The sequence below is a fragment of the Fluctibacter corallii genome, assembly GCF_025751585.1.
In the GTDB taxonomy this organism is placed as follows: Bacteria; Pseudomonadota; Gammaproteobacteria; order Enterobacterales; family Alteromonadaceae; genus Fluctibacter_A; species Fluctibacter_A corallii.
The window spans coordinates 461,179-478,801 of sequence record NZ_JAOWKX010000002.1; the positions used below are offsets into that span (position 1 = coordinate 461,179).

Sequence of the window (17,623 nt, forward strand, 5' to 3'; positions counted from 1 at the left end):
GTTTCCTTAATCTCACTGATGAATAAAGAGATTGCTATGAAAAATTTATTGCTTACTGGCGTGGCCGCATGTGCATTTGTTCCGGCTTTAGTACACGCTGTTCCTTCGGTGCCTATCCTTGATTGGGCACCACAAAATTATGCGTTCGTTAATGTCGACCTAGAAGGCACAGGTGGTTATACCTCTATCGTCACACGGGTTGATAATGTGACCATTAACATTAAATGGAACGCGTGGAGTGGGGATGGAGGGGATAATTACAAAGTGTATTTTGATGATAACGTGGTGAATAGTGGCACGTTAGCACCTGGCTCGAAAACGGGTGAAATCCAATTTTCTTACTCTGAAGCGGGTCGTCATACTTTGTACGTCGCGCTTTGTGAGGGGGATGAGTGTGTAAAGAGCGAAGGTAAACCCATTGTAATCGCCGATACAGATGGGGCGCATTTGGCTCCGCTTGAGATGAATTACGACCCAAACAACAATAACTACGGATTAAAAGATGGCGTGGTCACCGCTGCATACTTTGTAGAATGGGGAATCTACGGGCGTGATTTTGATGTTACAAAAATTCCCGCCCAAAATCTAAGCCATATCATATACGGGTTCATTCCTATTTGCGGTCCAAATGATTCTCTCACTGGCGGTCCAAAACAGGCGTTAGTGCGCGCATGCCAAGGTTCTCAGCAATATGAAGTCGTGATCCACGACCCGTGGGCGGCCATTCAAACGTCTTTACCTGGTATTGATGCCAGCGATCCGATTCGCGGCACCTATGCGCAATTGATGGCATTAAAACAGCGCTACCCAGAACTGAAAATTCTCCCCTCTATAGGTGGGTGGACGCTATCTGATCCATTTTATGGGTTTACCAACAAAGACAATCGTGACACTTTCGTCGCCTCAGTGAAAACGTTCCTACAAACGTGGAAGTTTTACGATGGCGTTGATATTGATTGGGAATATCCCGGTGGACAAGGTGCGAATCCCAATTTAGGCGACCCCGTTAATGACGGCGCTGCATATGTTGCGCTAATGCAAGAATTACGCGCGATGCTTGATGATCTTGAAGCTGAGACCGGGCGAACCTACGAGTTGACGTCGGCTATTGGCGCAGGTTATGACAAAATTGAAGACGTTAACTACGCGCAGGCTGTACAGCACATGGACTATTTATTTCTGATGACATACGACTTTTATGGTGCGTGGAGCAACGTCACAGGCCACCAAACCGCACTGTATTGTGCACAACATTTTCGAGCGGGTCAGTGTGATGGAAGCGGCATTGATGAAAATGGTGTTCCTTACAAAGGCCCTGCATACACTGCGCACAATGGCGTTAATTTGTTACTCGCGCAAAATGTACCAGCAGATAAAATTGTGCTCGGTGCCGCTATGTATGGCAGGGGCTGGGAGGGAGTATTTCCGGATAACGCGACTGATCCCAATAACCCTATGACAGCGATTGGGAACGGACCACTTAGAGGAACAACCGAACAAGGTGTGTGGGAAAATGGTGTCATTGATTATAAAGGCATCAAGGCGTTCATGTTAGGCGCAAACAATACTGGCATTAACGGATTTGAAACTGGCTATGATCAGCAGGCTAAAGCGGCTTATGTATGGAATAAAACGAGTGGAAAGCTCATTACCTATGACAGTCCTGACACCGTAAAATTAAAAGGAGAATACGTCAAAGAGCGAGGATTGGCGGGGATATTTGCATGGGAAATCGACGCTGATAATGGAGACATTTTAAATGCTATGCACGAAGGGCTCAATGGCGTTCCCACACAAAACCGAGCGCCCATAGTAAATGTGACGCAAACCCTTACTTTAGCGAGTGGTCAGTCAACCATTGTTAACGCAAATGCTACTGATCCAGATGGTGATGCATTGACTTATTTGTGGCAATTCGACAGCCCGCTGATGATAGCCGATGAGATGAGCAATGCAGTGACGATTAGCGCTCCATTACTGGATATTGAAACGCAAAGCGTGGGGACGGTAACGGTGTCGGATGGCGAGCTTAGTGTAACTAAATCAATCACCGTTACGGTGTTAGCTGAAGGTACGCCTCCTAATACCGCGCCGGTGATTGCACCTATTGAAGACATTTCACTGAATGAGCGCGAGCAAATTTCTATTCAGGCAATAGCAACTGATGCAGAAAATGATCCCTTAACCTTTGCGTGGTCTGTTCCTACAGGCTTAACCTTGCAGGGGCAAGGGGAGCAGGTTCAGATACTCGCCAGCGAAGTAAACGAAACAACACAATATACCATTCAGTTGCAGGTATCAGATGGGCAATTGCTAACTGATATTGCATTTACTGTCACGGTAAACAATGTCTCTTTGCCTGATAATCTTTGGCAGCCTGATCGGATTTATACCACCGGAGATGAGGTGTTATATGAAGGATTGGACTACCGAGCGAAATGGTGGACGCAGGGCGAACAGCCAGATGAGGGTGGGCCATGGGAGCGCATTTCAGCCCCGTCAGACACGCCTGTTTGGCAACCAAGCACGGTTTATGTTGGTGGCGATAAAGTGATTCACAACGGTATGCGTTATCAAGCGAACTGGTGGACACAAGGAGAAGAGCCTGGCGTAGCATCGGTTTGGCAAGCGCTTAACGATTAACACGCACGCCCATGAGTCGCTGCGAATAGTTGTAGCGGCTCGCGAACATAATTCTTCTAACTTGATTTCATGTGCAATTTTGGACTCTGATTACATGAGAATAAGCCGATGACTCGGTCCACTTAAGAATTACAGCAGTTCGCATAAACGAAGGGATAATAATACTGTTGATTTGAAGTTTTTGCAGATTGTCAAATGGAAAATAATGTTAGCATATGCTTGATGTTGAGAACATTTAGCCCTTAAATATCTACAACATATTATTAGGTCGTGGCTTTAGCGACGTGTCGCGCCTGAATAAGCAGGATCTTAACCTGGCATAAAGGATTATGCATTCCATTAATGGGCTCCTTTGTGCTTCTCTGAACACTTTATAAAAGGAGTTGATGTGAAATCTCATTTATTACTTTTGTTTCTTATGACGTTTGCCCATACGGTTTTTGCCGCCACGCCGTCAGTACCAAGCTCGTTAACTGTACCTTCTACAGCGCTAGAAAACCAAAGTTATACAGTGAGCTGGGGGGCATCCTCTGGTACAGTCACTCGCTATGATTTTGTGGGCGAACAAAGCGGTTACTTGCAACAAAACCTGTCACGCTCATCTAGTCGTAACAACCCCGAAGGGCGATACTGTTACAAAGTTCGAGGTTGTAACGGCAACAGCTGTAGTGCTTATACCAGTACCAAGTGTGTCAATGTCGTTGCCAACACGCCGCCCCCTCCGACAACGCCGTCTATCCCTACTGGGTTGTCTGTTGCCACGTATAACGAACTGGGTGAAAACTACACCGTAAGTTGGAATTCGGTCAGTGGTACGGTAACCCAGTATGATCTGGTGGGTGAAAAAAGCAGCTACCTGCAACGGACGCTTGCCACCTCCTCCACACGGAATAAGTCTGTAGAGGGGGAATACTGTTATAAAGTGCGTGCTTGCAATGGGAATAGTTGCAGCAATTATTCCAGCACAAAGTGTACAAACGTTATTGCAAAACCGCAGGTCCCGGGTAACTTTAATGTACCGAGTAACGGATATATCAATGAACGCTACCGGGTAAGCTGGGATGCCGTATCCGGATTTGTTGACCGTTATGAACTGGTGGGTGAAGGAAGTGGCTACCTGCAGCGCGGCCTGACAACCTACTCGGATCGAAATAAATCAGTGAAAGGTGAGTACCGCTATAAAGTCCGCGCATGTAATGCTGTCGGATGCAGTAACTACAGTGCCATCAAGAGCATCTTACTTGAAGAACGGCCCCCTGCTGGAGCTACCAGCTACAGCACATTACTAAATATGCTGAATACAGCCAGTCACGGCGATACGGTAAATATTGCAGCCAATTTCTCTATATCGGTAAGCAATATACCCTTGATTATTCCCGCTGGCGTGAGTTTGGAAGGCAATGGAAGAACAATCACCTTAACTGGTACCAGCACGGGCCAAAAGCTTGCCTTGTTTGAAGCGATGAATAACGCATCGGTTAATAATATAACCTTGACAGGACCTTATTTTGCTAACGGTTCTAATCCTTACAAAGAGATTATCGATGATGATGGCAACAAAAAGGCTGTGGTTGACGACAGCCATCTCCATGGTGTCTGGTCTGACGCGAACATATCCGTGACCAACAGTACCATTCAAGGCTTTACCTACGGTATTACCGCTGCAGGAAGCAGTAATATGACTGTTTCGAATAGCTATATTTATAACAATTTTGGAACTAACCTTGGTTACGGTGTCCATGTTTCGGGCGCACAAGCCCATGTCAATATCACAGACAATGAGTTCAGGAATAACCGCCACGCCATAGCCGCAAATGGTGAAGGCAGCCAAAGTTATACAGCAACTCGCAATAAGGTAAGGGCTTCCACCTTGAGTACGGCGCTAAAAGCCAAACTATCCCATAGTTTTGATATCCATGGCGACGATTGTTTGACTGGCATCTGTAAATCCGGCTCAACGGTTGAGATAAGCAACAATATCTTTCAATCTGACAAACCTGCCATTCGTGTTAGGGGGATTCCCTCTAATCGTGCCATTATCCGTAGCAATACTTATCCGGCGACAGTAACCAAGTCTAACGCTCTGCAAGCCGACTTTGATGCGAAGAAACCCAATGCCGATTTTATCGGTAGGTGCGATGATGCAGGCTCGACCATCAGTGGCGGAAAAACGCTTTATGCCTGGCTTTCAGGTACAAGTGGGTTTGGAAGCAAACAGGTCATTTCCAGACAGCTCCCGAATAAACCCACTAACTTTGGTGAATTTGACGGGACCACTGGAGATGAAATCTTCTTCTTTGATAGGGATAACTATTGGCGAGTTTTAGGTTTTCGCGCAGCGTCAGGCGAAGATAAGTTGCAATGCGGTAGCGTTTATAAAACACCAACTACAAGCCCGGCATTCCTGACAGGCCAGTTTGGGGGGGCAGGCAGTTATGAAGATCTGTTCCGCTATAACGTGAAGACGAGTAATGGTATCACTTACCGCGAATTTCAGATATTTAAAATGGGTTATAGCACAACCTATGACCGAAGCTTTATAGACAGTACTGTTGATAAAACTGAGGTAGGCTCGCAGGATTTCAGTCAAATGCATATTGGCGATTTCGATGGCGACGGAATTGATGAAGTACTGCGTGCTAACGGTAGCCGTTGGGACGTGTTCGATGTAAGCGCCAAGAACTGGTCTACTTTGAGAGCGTCAAACATCACGGCCAACTATATCAAAGTGGGTAAATTTGATGTTGGGGCAATTTCTGATGTTTTTTATAGTCATAACGGCACTTGGTATCTGTCGAATGCTGGTACTTCAACTCCGGTAGCATTGCGGACTTCCAGTGTTCCTTCAAACCAGATGGCCGTTGGTGATTTTGATGGAGATGGTGTTGATGACGTGTTTTATAAACAAGGAACAAACTGGTATTTTTATGATGTAAGACGTGATTGGATACGTGAACTGGCCACTAACCGTTCCGAACCCTTCTCCGATTTGATGTTTGCAGATATTAACGGCGACGGTAAAACGGATGTGTTGATTTATCACTAAACAATGTGAGGAGTCATCATCTTGTCATTTAAAGAGCCCTTTTGCGGGCTCTTTTTTTATTACTGAAATCAAAGGGCGATAGCTAGGTTGATACTTTTCCGTCACTATTCAAACACCGCCTGCAAAATCATATTTAAATAGCCTTTCATTTATTCGTTATGCGGCGTCATATCTGATGGCTCGCCTTACAGCTCGCATAGCGGAAACGCTACGATTCTCTTTATACGTATTTTCGCGTTACCTCTTAAAGTCTTTACGTTGCAGCACAACGCGCTATTCCATTCTTATCACCTCTTTAGGCTTTCTATCGCCAGCTGCTCGCTGCATCGCTTACTTTTTTGCTTTGTCGCTGAGGTGTGTTTTGGGTGTTACGTGTTGCGTTTCATGCATGAAGGAGAGGAGAACGCCCTGCCAAAAATACTAGTTAGCTTCGGTTATTACTTCATGTATACTTGGTTGACATGAGTTTCACTGGGAGGTTGATTTGATATGTCAACTGAGTTCACACGGGGCGCAGCGCCATTGATGGCGTCGCAAACATTACAATTGGTGCAGCATGCCAATCAGGTGTCGCAAGCCGTGCAATCAGAGGTGTCTAAGCATTTGCAAGAAAAAGGTCACAGTACGATGACATCGTCTGCGCTAGCATTTTTGAGCGTATTAGAAGGCGGTGTGACGTGTGGCTCTGATATAGCCCGACATTTAGGCGTTTCGCGACAAATGGTGGCGAAAACAGTGAAAGAGTTGAAAAGTGCGGGCTACATTGCACAACAAAATGCGTTTGGTAAACAAAAAGAAATACTCTTAACTCAGCAAGGTGATCAGGTTCTTAACGATGCTAAGCAAGTCTTGGCTGTGATCGATAAAACCTTGTCGCAATCGTTGGGAAGTAAACACCTGTTTGCGACTAATGAAACGCTGAAAAAGCTGAGTTTCGTTCTGGAAATGTCGGGAATGTCTTAAAAGATTTACGTCAATCTACGCATAAATATGGGAGAACAGCCAGAGACATAGCACTTTACAAGTACGAACACAGACTGACCTGCTTGGTTGTTTCGTGAAGATGTAAATAGCGTTTTACTTCAGGAAGTGGTCAACGCCGTCATAGTAGCGCGAGATCTGTCACGTTTTGACAAAGGAGCGTCCTATGCGTTATTTCCTCGCTATTGTGCTAACTCTGATTCTACTGTTATGTAAAACCGCTCTTGCTAGTGGTGAAGATGCCGTGCCACTTCATATTTACACATGGAATATTGAGCACCTCGCGCTACAAAACGGTCAAGGTTGTCGACCTCGTACCCAACAAGATTATGATGCATTAAAGGCCTTTGCTGAAACATTAGATGCGCATATTGTCGCTGTTCAAGAGGTTGAAAATAGCGCCGCGCTTGCGAGGATTTTTCCTGAAAATCATTGGCATATTGAAATGTCTTTTCGGCCACCGTCTCAGAGCAATAGTCGCTGTCGAGGGACGAATAATGTATTTACGGATCAACATGTTGGTTTTGCCATTAAAAAAGGCGTGCAATATCGACGTGTAGATGACTACGTTGCCTTGCAAACCTCTGAACGAATGCGTCGTGGGGTAGAAATTGAATTGCAACATGGCGAACATCTCTTACACGTGTTGGCCGTTCATCTCAAATCAGGTTGCTTTACGGGTAGTTTGGGCGGAAATGGCGCATGCGGTACATTGGCTGAACAAGTTACGTTGCTTGAGCAGTGGATTGATGCTCACGCACGCCATCGACACGGTTTGATGGTGCTAGGCGACTTTAATCGTCGGTTAAATGTACCTAATGATACCGTTTGGCAAGAGATTGATGATGCTGATCCGAATGACTATGCTGAATTGGAAAAGCCGACCATCTCGGCACGTAACTGCCATCCTAATTTTGATGAATTGATTGATCATATCGTTGTAGATCAATACTCGGCTGCTCGTATTCGCCATCCCAGAACTGCGGATTTTCCTGATTCTATGCTCTCAGATCATTGCCCAGTGGGAGTAACGTTATTTACATCGGAATCGCGCGATGATGATAACGGCAGTGGTGACGCAGATGCACCTGATTCAGGCATTGGCATCGGATTACGAGGCCAAGCATTACGAAACTTTTTAAAAGCAGAGTATTACAACGGCAAACATCGTGAACTAGGCTATTCATTGGCTCGTAGGCTGATGTACCGTGAGATTGATGTAAACAATGAACGTGTAGTGGGTGTGTACTCTGGTTTTAGTCAGCCTTCAAGAGATACCACATTTCTTAATCCAATCAATGCCGAGCATACCGTTCCTCAAAGTTGGTTTCGTAAACGTGAGCCCATGAGAAGTGATATTCATCATCTCTTTCCTACCCATGAATTACCCAATAATCGACGTGGAAGCTTTCCCTTTGCTGATGTAAATGATGCAAGCACAGATACGTGGTTTGGAAGTGACGAGCAAGGACGGTTAGTCACACAAGCGAATACTCCCATCGTGGGAATAGGCGGATTCTCAGAGCTACTTAAAAATAAGGCATTTGAACCGCCAGAACACCAAAAAGGCAACACTGCCAGAGCAATAGCGTACTTTTACACTATGTATCCGGGACGAGCAGGCGATATCAAACGCATTGTGTTAGACGGTGATCTGTCTTTGCTTAACGCGTGGCATAAAGCTGATCCTGTTGACGATGCAGAGAAACGACGAGATGCAGCGATCGAGCATCACCAAGGAAACAGTAACCCATACATTTGGGATGCTACACTGATGTGTAGGGCATGGGAATTAGACGGATGTTCGCAATGAAAGTGTTTGATTTTCTCGACAGAGATCGGCATCAGTATGAAATTAACCCGACAGAAGTCAAAGCGTTGCTCAAGTATGCGGCAGAGAACAAAATTTTGGTTCCAGAGCATGATCTTATCGTGCTGCAAACACATATTGTCGAATCAGATACGCAAAGAGAACACACGCTACAGGAGCAGGTACTGAACTTTGGTGAGGTTCATCGTGCGTATGCCAACCTTTGCTCCCTTACGTATCCTGTGTCTGGGCAAACAGTGGTGGATTCGAATGCTACCAAACTCTCTGTTGCTGCCATTATTGTTTTCACCGTACTCTTCTTTGGGTTGGCAATCACAAATGAAATCATGGCGTTGTACTTTGGCGATATTGATGTACCTGAAGAATCTGAACTCGCTGATATCGTATGGTTTCAGGAATACGTGCTTAACACGTTATCGCCTCTGTTTTGGGGAGCGATAGGTAGCTGTATTTATTTGCTCAAACGTATCTCCGATTTTAAAAAAGCAAAAACGTTTTCCAGAGACAAGCTACAGGGCTGGGGAACGCGGATTACCTTGGGTGCAGTGTTAGGCGGGGTAATTCAGTATGTTTTCGATACTGATGTGATTTCATCAAGCGGAATTGACGATAACGCGCTGGCATTGCTGGTGGGGTTGTCAGTAAAAGTGGTATACGGCGCAGTGGAAAAAACGGTCGATACCTTAGTTGAGAAGTTTAATCTCGATGCAGTCCGAAGCGGCAAGCCCAAACAAAAGAATATTGCAGAGGCAATTGCATCGTTCGTTACTCAGCCATCTCTGAGTGATGAAGAGCGTAAAACCGTGCTGTCTGTGCTTGAAATTTATGACAAACATAAGCCTGATAAATTATGAAGGTATTATTATGTTTTCTTTTAACCACCACCTTTGCAAGCGGCTTGGGATGGGTATTAACCGCGCATGCTGTGGCACACGCGACGAGTAATCCATTAGAGATCCACTACATCAATGTTGGTCAGGGTGCGAGCACGTTAATTATTGGGCCCAATGGCACGCGAATACTTTACGATTTTGGTAATAAGAAGGGCGATGTATCTGTTGTGCCGTATTTGGATTCCCTCAATTGGGCAAAAAAATCATTGGAATACAGTATTTTAAGCCATCGGGATAAAGATCATTTTTATGGTTACAAGGGCATTATTGAGCAGGGATATGATTTCACTATCTTCAATTACAAACCCAGCTCCACGTTGAAAAAAGGCCTTAAGCTAAAAACCCATTGGCGAAACATCACCAAACAAACGACGGCTGGCGAAGCGGTAGCAATAAAACCGGGGCTGGATTTGTCATTGGGAAATGGCGCGAGTCTATTTGTGGTTGCCGCTGCTGGCATCTTGTTTACGGGCGAGGAAATCCATGTCAAAAATGAAAATGATTTCTCAATTTCTGTGTTGCTAAGCTATGGTCACTTTCAATTGATACTCGACGGTGATATGGGAGCAGGTAATGAGCCGTGCAGTAGCCACAACACACACCAAAAAGCCGTGCAGCAAAAAGTGGCAAGCGCGCTGCTAACAGCTGGTCGAATTGATCCTGAGTTTGGTGTCGATATCATGCATGTATCTCATCATGGCAGTGAAAGCAGCTCGGCTGTTTCGTATGTGGCAGCCATTAAGCCCGAAGTGGCTATTGTAAGTGTGGGCAACCCGAATTGCGCTTATCGTCACCCTCACCAAAACGTGATGGACGTATTAATGGGAGAGCCCGATGCTCATCAGTGTGAATCGTTTAAACCATTGAAGGCGGTATTTCAAACTGATGTGGGTAGTGAATCCTGCACCAAAGGCAGTGCTCATAATACGGGCATAATTGGTGGCGATATTATCATCAAAACAGACGGTCAAACTGACTATACCATCTCGACTACGGGCGTATTGTGGCAGAACAACAAGCGTAAACAAGTGAATGCGCCAGCGTCATACAAATTTTCGTTGGATGAAGTCGAATCCCAGATAGAATAGGCTGTGTAGCGTGATTCACCTTAAGATTAAACCTGATTGTCATGGTTACGCGTAACGCTTCAGGTGTAAACAATTGGGTATTTAGGTGAGAAAAAACAGGCTAGTGTGTTTGTTTCCAACAAGATGAACATTGAAAAGACCCGAGCCGCCCGAAGGCAGCATCAGGTCCAGGAGAAAAGGGTTAGTCGTGTTGATGGGGCTTCGCTATACCCAACCAACTAAGTGCTGACGGTGAAAAACTCAATTCAATGTGACCTTCGACTTCCAAGTCGTCTAGATGAATTTCCAGCACGTGGTTTGCGATAGGATCTGCTACATAGGCATATGGGCCATTTTGCGCCACTGTCATAGAAAATCTCATGCCTTCAGGCATCGCTGACGTATCTTGTTCACTGACTGCCAAAGTTCTTTCTACTTCCCAATGGACTTCATTGTCATGTTGATGGGCTGCGAGCATTGACAGCACCCCAGTGCTTTCCAGCACTAAAAAGTACTTGCCGTCGTATGAGAATCCGTAAGAAACAACACGTGAAGTGGGTTGCCATTCAAGCTGCGTCATACTCTTCGTTTGGGGAGCAACATGGAGTAATATTGATTGGCTGCCACCGTGTGCAGATGCAATACCGAAGAACGACGTGCTGTGCTCGTGACCGTAAAGATTGCCAATTCTCAAATCGCCGAGTGATTCAATGTTGGCAATTTTTTCTGCGTCGAAGCTGTTACCGTGTTGATGGGCGATTAGAACACCATCACCGCAACCAAATGCTACATAGGTTTTATTTTGCGCCGCACCGTGAAGGTTAGGGCAAGTCACATCGAGTGTGTGCTCTAATTCGTACTCACCATTATGTTGATGAAAGACACCGACTTGGTCTGGGAGTATTTTATTTACCGACGTATTTTCAGCATCATCTCGTCGTAGGGTAGCAAGAAGATATTCTCCTCTCGGCTCTGCCACGCCATGCATGTTGATTGAGTACATAATGGAAGGCAATACACTGACTTCATTCGCGATATTTGTATCTGTAATCACTTGAACAGAGGCAGGTGTATTTGATTCGGCATCGCCGTCATAAAAGATGGCCATTTGTCCTTCATGCTTGACAACGTGAGTAGGCTGGCTTCCGGCCAGCTCAAATGGACTCATGCTAGGGGCTTGTTCGTAATCATGTAAATGTGCGACGTGGTCTTCGCGCCACAGGCCACCGTCAATAAAACCGACATAGTCTTGGCTACGACTGGTAAGCACAGCAAAACGATAATCTGCTGATGCCGTCAGTGAATTCGACTCATGCATGAGAGAAAATGAGTCTATGACCGCACGGTTGTCTAAATTAACCATGCTAAGTTCCGCGCTTTCTCCCGATAAAACCGCAAGTCGGCCTAACGACTCAATGGTAAATCCTTCATCACCATGGTCATGATGATCGTGATTATGATCGTTTTGCGGTGTTTCGATAGGGGCTTTTTCTACAATGTTGGTTTCTGCATCACCGCAACCAGAAAGCAGCAGTGTTCCTACGGTAACAGCAATGAGGTTGAGTGAAAATGGGTGTTTCATTTGGTGTTCCTAACTATTGTTATTCTATTCATTAAAAGTAACCGCGGATGCCGAGCGAGAGTCGTCTTCCGGGTCTTGGAGCGATGTCTTTTAAGAAGGAGCTATGTACACGTGCTTCTGTATCGGTAAGGTTTTCACCCTTGAGGTAAATAGAGATGTCCTGATCTGATATGGCAAGCTGATAGGCGATGACCGCATCGACAAGGGTATAACCGTCTGTTGTTGATTCTTCGGCTGCCGTGCGTGATTGATTTTGATATCGAGTAACATCAATGTGCGCACTAAGTTGTGTGTCTTCATAGCTGAACTGGCTACCAAAACGCAGTGGCGGTGTGCGTGGCAGATTTCCACCGTCTTGACGTCTGGCGCGAACGAAGTCTGAAAACAGTGTGGCTTTTATTGTATCTGTTACTTGCCAGCCGAATTGCGCTTCAAACCCATGTAAAATGACATCATCTGTATGGAAAAGGTAGATGGGTAGTTCGTCACTGTGTGAATCGTGGTCTGAGGAAGGCTCGGCAGAAGGCTCGGCTGAAAGCTCGGCAGAATGTGCGTGAGAATGGTCGTGTCCACTTTCTGCAAATAAGCCTGTAGCTGACTGATAGTAGTAATTGTCGATGCGATTATAGAATGCGTTTAAAACAAACCCAAAGTCTCCTTGGGTCTTACGAAAGGTCAGATCTATATTGTTGGCTGTTTCTAAGTTAATCACACTGTCGGTCAGACCAAAATGGGCGTGCTCTTCATCGTTATGAATAGCAAACATGGCACCCACTTCATAACTTCCTGTGCCGATATGTGGACCAAAAGATAATAGCTCAGAGGCCGTTGGCGCACGCTCAGATCGCGATATCGATAAGCCCAAATTGTAACCAGGCAAATAGTCCCAAACTAAGCCCGCCGAGAAGGTAACGGGTGTAAATGTTTGGTCTACGCTAAAAACGCGGGTTATGGTGTTTTCGTCAGAATGACCATGTTGGTCATGATTCTGTGAAGTGGATTCATTATGATCGTGTGCGTCAATGTCAGGCAGTAACACATTGTCTGCGGTGAGAGAAACGCGTTCTATACGCGCACCTACTTGTACCAATACTTTATCAAAGTGTTTCTCTTCCATTAGGGCGAGTGCTAGCGTTTTTGCTTCCGAGGGCGGGGTAAAGGCCTCTTCACCTTGAGCTGCAATCTCGCTGTGCTTAAGATGAACACTTACGCCACCATTCCAATGCAAAAAAGGAGAATGCAGGAGATCGACTTTTAATTCATGCGTATCGTTTTCAAATAACGTTCCCACTTCATTGTTTTCTAATTCGGCATGTTCGTAGTGCGTCATTCCGCCTCGCAGATTGACTTTACTAATCCACGTGTTATCCAGTTCAAATTCTCCCTGCACCTGTATGCGGGATTGTTCTAAATCAGCGAAAACCGGAATGCCTTCGTTGCCATGACTATGGCCTGGTATCCCATATTGACGATTAAATAATTCGATTGATGCCCCAACATAACCATTTTCAAGCAGGTAGCTCGAACCGAGGGTGACGCCTTTTGCTTCCTCTGCGCTGTTTTTGACAATGAATTGGTGATTGTCATTTTGCTCGTTATGCTCAGCTTCGGGTGAGACTGGCACTTTGTAGTCGCCCGTTTCTCGCCAATGGCCGTCTGCATATAGGGCGATGTCAGATATGCCTGTTGTTATGTTGAATGAGGCCTGATTTCGTGAATTCACTGGCGTAGTGCCTAACGACCACTCACCACGGGTGGTGTTATCTGTGGGTACCCGTTCATCTACTACGTTCACGACACCACCTACAGCGCCACTGCCATAAAACAACGTTGCAGGCCCTCTTAGCACTTCGATTTGACGCGCTGTCGATGCTTCTGTGGCTACCGCGTGGTCGGGACCAACGCGTGAAACATCGCTGGTATCAAGCCCATTTTGAGCGATCATGACGCGAGGGCCACTAAGGCCTCGAATAATCGGGGTACTGGCAACATTCGCGTGAAAATTTGTGTTAACGCCAGCAATTTTTTCTAAACTGTCGCCTAATGTGGCAGCTTGCTGCCGGCGAAGAGAATCTCCACTGATTACACTAACGGGAGCAGCCGATTCCATGACGGACATGTGTATCGGTGTTGCAACAACATCGACTACCTCAATGGGCGAGCGCAAAAGTGTAATGTTGACGTGTTTACGTTCGTTAGCACCTAGCGTCAGGTCACGGTGTTGGTGAGCAAATCCTTGTGCTGAAAAATGAAGTTCAGTATTACCTGCCTGCAAATCTGTTATTACGAATTTACCACGACGATCCGTTTTTATTTTGCTACTTGTTCCCTCAACTTCAATGTGGGCGCCAGCAATGCCTTCACCTTTTTGGTTAAGTACCACACCTTCAATTGTTTGTGCCAATGTACTTGTGGATAAAAGCACCGATACGATCGCCGCGATGGGCGAAACATTTGGCAAAGCTTTGTACATCTCCCTCTCCATTGTAATGTTATATTGTATCAATTTCGGTGTGATGTTATATTGTATCAATTGAAAGATCAAATCTGTTTCGTGGAAAATGTAAGAGACTATTTATTAAGGGGATTGGGCGATGGATTTAAGAATTAAAGGGGTGTTTTGTAGAGGAAAGCTTAGCACAGCTGAAAACACCACCGTACAAATACACACGCAGGTTCAAAGAGCGCTTTATGCATTGCCAGAAGACAATCATGCCGATTGGACTGACTCGATTCGCCAAGTTGTGAATCGCCAGCCATCTGAAAACGCGATATTAACGTGTTAACCATGAAGCAAGAGAAAATGCGCCAAGCGTTAAGTGCAGCAAAGCATCGGTGTGATGAGATGAGTAAAAAGCTCACTCAAAAGCGCATGCAAATATTAGAGGTACTGTTAGAAGGTTCTCGTCCAATGTCCGCGTATGAATTGACGGATGCATATAATGACGTGGCCGAACACCCGATTAAGGCCATGTCGGTTTATCGAATTTTGGATTTTTTGGTGTCTGTACAGCTGGTGCATCATCTGCGATCTGCGAATAAATTTATGGCGTGTAACCTCACTCATGGGTCACACATACACCAATTGTCATTTTTTCTAATTTGCACATGTTGCCAACGCGTCGAGGAAACAGAAGCATCGCAAAATATTGTAGATGCGCTGCGTCAACATATCGATAACACGCAATTTTCACTGATGAACTCACAGTTTGAGTTAACAGGGCTGTGCCGCCAGTGCCAACAAAAGCGAACAGAGGGCACAAACGATTCAATCCGTTGTAGCAGGCTAGCCCCTGATACAACCAATGAGTCAAGCTGAACATCCATGCACTTTTCTACTTTACGTCAAACCCAATAATTGCCTCATTCTTGAGGCTTAGCAAAGGAATCACTATGAGTACTCCCCAGAATATGACTGATAAACTCGCAATAGGACTATCTGCTTTATGCGCAATTCATTGCCTTGCCGTACCTTCTCTTCTTCTGCTCCTTCCAAGCTTAGCTGCAATGCAACTTGAGAACGAAGCGTTTCACTTTTGGATGGTCTTGACGGTGGTACCCACGAGCGTTTTTGCCTTGGCAACGGGGTGTAAACTCCATCAACGCTTCCATTTAGTAGTAGCAGGAGGCGCGGGTTTGTTACTTCTTTTGGTGGCGTTGATGTTAGGAGAATCACTGATAGGTGAGGCGGGTGAAAAAACGCTTACCTTAGTGGGAGCTTTGCTCGTTGCGCTGAGTCATTGGGCGAATATTCGTTTGTGTTATGCCCACCATCACCACTGCGCACAGTCTGATGCATGTTAAATGTATCCAATCAAATTTTCGACTGAACTATCAATTAACCCGAAAGGATCGCTACTGAACCATGTCTAATTATTCACACATGCCTGATATTACCTCAGGATTGTTATCTCCTGTCGCATCACCACTACAATGGGTGGGAATGGAGAAAATTGCTGTACCAATACAATTGCTTTTATCTGAAGAAGAACGGGTGGCGTTGACTGCAAGCGCAGATGTGTTTGTCAGCTTAGATGACGAAAGTGCGAAGGGCATTCATATGTCTCGGTTGTACTTGCTGTTAAAGAACACGCTGCCAGTGCAGCCGTTAAATTCAGACATATTGGACACGCTTTTAGATGCATTAATCGTGTCCCAACAAGGTTTGAGCCGTTCAGCAAAGTTAAGTTTGCAGTTTGATCTGACATTACGAAAGCCAGCAATGAAAAGTACCGAATTTGGGTTTCAAGTCTACCCAGTCTCTTTAACCTGTGAACGCGTAGAGGGTAAAACCACCTATTCACTGTCATTAACTATTCCATATTCAAGTACGTGTCCATGTTCTGCCGCACTATCGCGCCAAGTATTAAAAGAAGCGATTGAACTTCAATTCACTGAAGAGACACTTTCTCTAGATGCGTTAACTCAGTGGATTGTGTCAGAGCAGGGCTCCATTGCCACGCCACATAGCCAACGATCTTATGCCTATATTTCGCTCGTTCTGGGTGATAGCGACCTTCCCAATATTTCTTCGTTAATTAAAGAGTTCGAAGAGATAATCGGTACACCAGTTCAAACGGCTGTTAAACGTGAAGATGAGCAAGCCTTTGCCAGGCTAAATGCAGAAAACTTAATGTTCTGTGAAGACGCTGCAAGGCGATTGAAATTTGCGCTAGAAGCGAATTCACACTACACAGATTACTGGTTTAAAGTTGAACATCAGGAAAGCTTACACGCGCACAATGCGGTTGTGATTGACCAAAAATTTCCTGCAAGTAACAACAAGGTCAGTGAATCGCGAATTAGTAAAGGTATTTAGTGCTGTCTGAATGTATCCGGCGCTTCTTCATACGCGCGAACCTGGGTGGCATCTAAAATATACGCAGCTGTGCCAAGCGGGTCTTCGAACATGCCTTTACTGAGAATACCTTCGACAGTGTAGGCGTGTTCCATATCGTAATCGGAAATACTGCCGCTTAATCGAACATAAATTATTTGGTTCGGCGGTGGAGGCGGGTAGTGGATACACGCACCAAAGTAAGGAACGAGTAAAAAGCTTTGGGTGCTTCCTTCATCATTTACGTCGATTGGAACAATAAACCCTGAAATGGAGACCGACAAATCTAAGAGCTCATCCACTGTGTTGGTAGAGATCAAAGCAGCTTGATAATCAGCATCAGCGCTCCCACGTAGAGCGAGATCTAATTGTTCGTTGAACGTTTCAGGTTGATTGAGTTGGTATTGGGTTATTAATGCTTTTTCTTTAGCTGGAATCAGTTCGTCCCAGCCTAATCTGCGCTGTTCCATTTTTGATACCAGTTCAAGTAATTGCTGATCATGAGTTTGATATAAAGATGAAGGAAGTGTGTGAGTCAGCTGTTCATGGACTTTTTTGGTAATTAAGCCCGCTAGTAAGACGATGAATAAGAAAGAGAAGGTATACCGTAACGTGCGCATTTTTATGAATGAGTAATGTGTAATAGTTTTGGGGTTATTTAGCTTTTATGTTCTCACATGAAACCATAAAAGCTAGTGTTTGATCGATGACTAACCAAATGTCGAGAGTTTATATAGTTGTTT

At 45.2% G+C, this 17,623-nt stretch carries 13 protein-coding genes; 10 read left to right on the forward strand and 3 right to left on the reverse strand.

Annotated elements, in window-relative coordinates:
* Positions 1-36: 36 nt before the first annotated feature.
* From OE749_RS05620 to OE749_RS05645, 6 genes are all read left to right on the forward strand, one after another.
* A complete protein-coding gene (locus OE749_RS05620) occupies positions 37-2,643 on the forward strand; it encodes a glycosyl hydrolase family 18 protein (RefSeq protein ID WP_263711372.1) in 2,607 nt (868 codons plus the stop codon).
* A 388-nt stretch (positions 2,644-3,031) separates the two neighbouring features.
* The gene (locus tag OE749_RS05625) at positions 3,032-5,689 is read left to right on the forward strand and encodes a right-handed parallel beta-helix repeat-containing protein (protein WP_263711373.1); all 2,658 of its coding nucleotides are present in this window, start codon (positions 3,032-3,034) and stop codon (positions 5,687-5,689) included.
* A gap of 489 nt (positions 5,690-6,178) precedes the next feature.
* Positions 6,179-6,652: a MarR family winged helix-turn-helix transcriptional regulator gene (locus OE749_RS05630; RefSeq protein ID WP_263711374.1), complete on the forward strand. Its 474-nt coding sequence runs from the start codon at positions 6,179-6,181 to the stop codon at positions 6,650-6,652.
* A 184-nt stretch (positions 6,653-6,836) separates the two neighbouring features.
* Positions 6,837-8,483 (forward strand): endonuclease, encoded by a 1,647-nt coding sequence (locus tag OE749_RS05635; RefSeq protein WP_263711375.1) that lies wholly within the window; start codon positions 6,837-6,839, stop codon positions 8,481-8,483.
* Complete coding sequence (locus OE749_RS05640; protein ID WP_263711376.1) at positions 8,480-9,355, forward strand: hypothetical protein; 876 nt, start codon at positions 8,480-8,482, stop codon at positions 9,353-9,355. Before OE749_RS05635 ends, OE749_RS05640 begins: the two co-directional genes overlap by 4 nt.
* Positions 9,352-10,482 carry a ComEC/Rec2 family competence protein gene (locus OE749_RS05645; protein ID WP_263711377.1) on the forward strand — a complete coding sequence of 377 codons (1,131 nt, stop codon included), beginning with the start codon at positions 9,352-9,354 and terminating at the stop codon, positions 10,480-10,482. Before OE749_RS05640 ends, OE749_RS05645 begins: the two co-directional genes overlap by 4 nt.
* A gap of 181 nt (positions 10,483-10,663) precedes the next feature.
* Here the strand turns inward: OE749_RS05645 and OE749_RS05650 are convergent, their stop codons facing one another.
* Positions 10,664-12,043: a 5-methyltetrahydrofolate--homocysteine methyltransferase gene (locus tag OE749_RS05650; protein WP_263711378.1), complete on the reverse strand. Its 1,380-nt coding sequence runs from the start codon at positions 12,041-12,043 to the stop codon at positions 10,664-10,666.
* A 31-nt stretch (positions 12,044-12,074) separates the two neighbouring features.
* Entirely contained in the window at positions 12,075-14,504 is a 2,430-nt protein-coding gene (locus tag OE749_RS05655) for a TonB-dependent receptor (RefSeq protein WP_263711511.1), read from the reverse strand.
* Positions 14,505-14,637: 133 nt separating this feature from the next.
* On the opposite strand from OE749_RS05655, the gene OE749_RS05660 reads away from it, so the two are divergent.
* The 4 genes from OE749_RS05660 (at position 14,638) to folE2 (ending at position 16,862) form a co-directional block, all read left to right on the forward strand.
* A complete protein-coding gene (locus tag OE749_RS05660) occupies positions 14,638-14,829 on the forward strand; it encodes a hypothetical protein (protein ID WP_263711379.1) in 192 nt (63 codons plus the stop codon).
* A 2-nt stretch (positions 14,830-14,831) separates the two neighbouring features.
* A complete protein-coding gene (locus OE749_RS05665) occupies positions 14,832-15,362 on the forward strand; it encodes a Fur family transcriptional regulator (RefSeq protein ID WP_263711380.1) in 531 nt (176 codons plus the stop codon).
* A 74-nt stretch (positions 15,363-15,436) separates the two neighbouring features.
* Positions 15,437-15,847, forward strand: coding sequence for a MerC domain-containing protein (locus OE749_RS05670; RefSeq protein ID WP_263711381.1), 411 nt, complete (start codon positions 15,437-15,439; stop codon positions 15,845-15,847).
* 61 nt (positions 15,848-15,908) lie between these two features.
* Positions 15,909-16,862 carry a GTP cyclohydrolase FolE2 gene (gene folE2 / locus OE749_RS05675; protein WP_263711382.1) on the forward strand — a complete coding sequence of 318 codons (954 nt, stop codon included), beginning with the start codon at positions 15,909-15,911 and terminating at the stop codon, positions 16,860-16,862.
* Here folE2 and OE749_RS05680 read toward each other — a convergent pair.
* Positions 16,859-17,350, reverse strand: a complete 492-nt coding sequence (locus OE749_RS05680) for a DUF3299 domain-containing protein (RefSeq protein ID WP_263711383.1) — start codon at positions 17,348-17,350, stop codon at positions 16,859-16,861. The genes folE2 and OE749_RS05680 overlap by 4 nt on opposite strands.
* Positions 17,351-17,623 lie beyond the last annotated feature (273 nt).

What these genes read in the sequence shown, in the direction of transcription:
- OE749_RS05620 (WP_263711372.1), top strand. Translation starts at nt 37, where the DNA reads ATGAAAAATTTATTGCTTACTGGCGTGGCCGCATGTGCATTTGTTCCG.
- OE749_RS05630 (WP_263711374.1), top strand. Translation starts at nt 6,179, where the DNA reads ATGTCAACTGAGTTCACACGGGGCGCAGCGCCATTGATGGCGTCGCAA.
- OE749_RS05635 (WP_263711375.1), top strand. Translation starts at nt 6,837, where the DNA reads ATGCGTTATTTCCTCGCTATTGTGCTAACTCTGATTCTACTGTTATGT.
- OE749_RS05640 (WP_263711376.1), top strand. Translation starts at nt 8,480, where the DNA reads ATGAAAGTGTTTGATTTTCTCGACAGAGATCGGCATCAGTATGAAATT.
- OE749_RS05645 (WP_263711377.1), top strand. Translation starts at nt 9,352, where the DNA reads ATGAAGGTATTATTATGTTTTCTTTTAACCACCACCTTTGCAAGCGGC.
- OE749_RS05650 (WP_263711378.1), bottom strand. Translation starts at nt 12,043, where the DNA reads ATGAAACACCCATTTTCACTCAACCTCATTGCTGTTACCGTAGGAACA.
- OE749_RS05660 (WP_263711379.1), top strand. Translation starts at nt 14,638, where the DNA reads ATGGATTTAAGAATTAAAGGGGTGTTTTGTAGAGGAAAGCTTAGCACA.
- OE749_RS05665 (WP_263711380.1), top strand. Translation starts at nt 14,832, where the DNA reads ATGAAGCAAGAGAAAATGCGCCAAGCGTTAAGTGCAGCAAAGCATCGG.
- OE749_RS05670 (WP_263711381.1), top strand. Translation starts at nt 15,437, where the DNA reads ATGAGTACTCCCCAGAATATGACTGATAAACTCGCAATAGGACTATCT.
- folE2 (WP_263711382.1), top strand. Translation starts at nt 15,909, where the DNA reads ATGTCTAATTATTCACACATGCCTGATATTACCTCAGGATTGTTATCT.
- OE749_RS05680 (WP_263711383.1), bottom strand. Translation starts at nt 17,350, where the DNA reads ATGGAACAGCGCAGATTAGGCTGGGACGAACTGATTCCAGCTAAAGAA.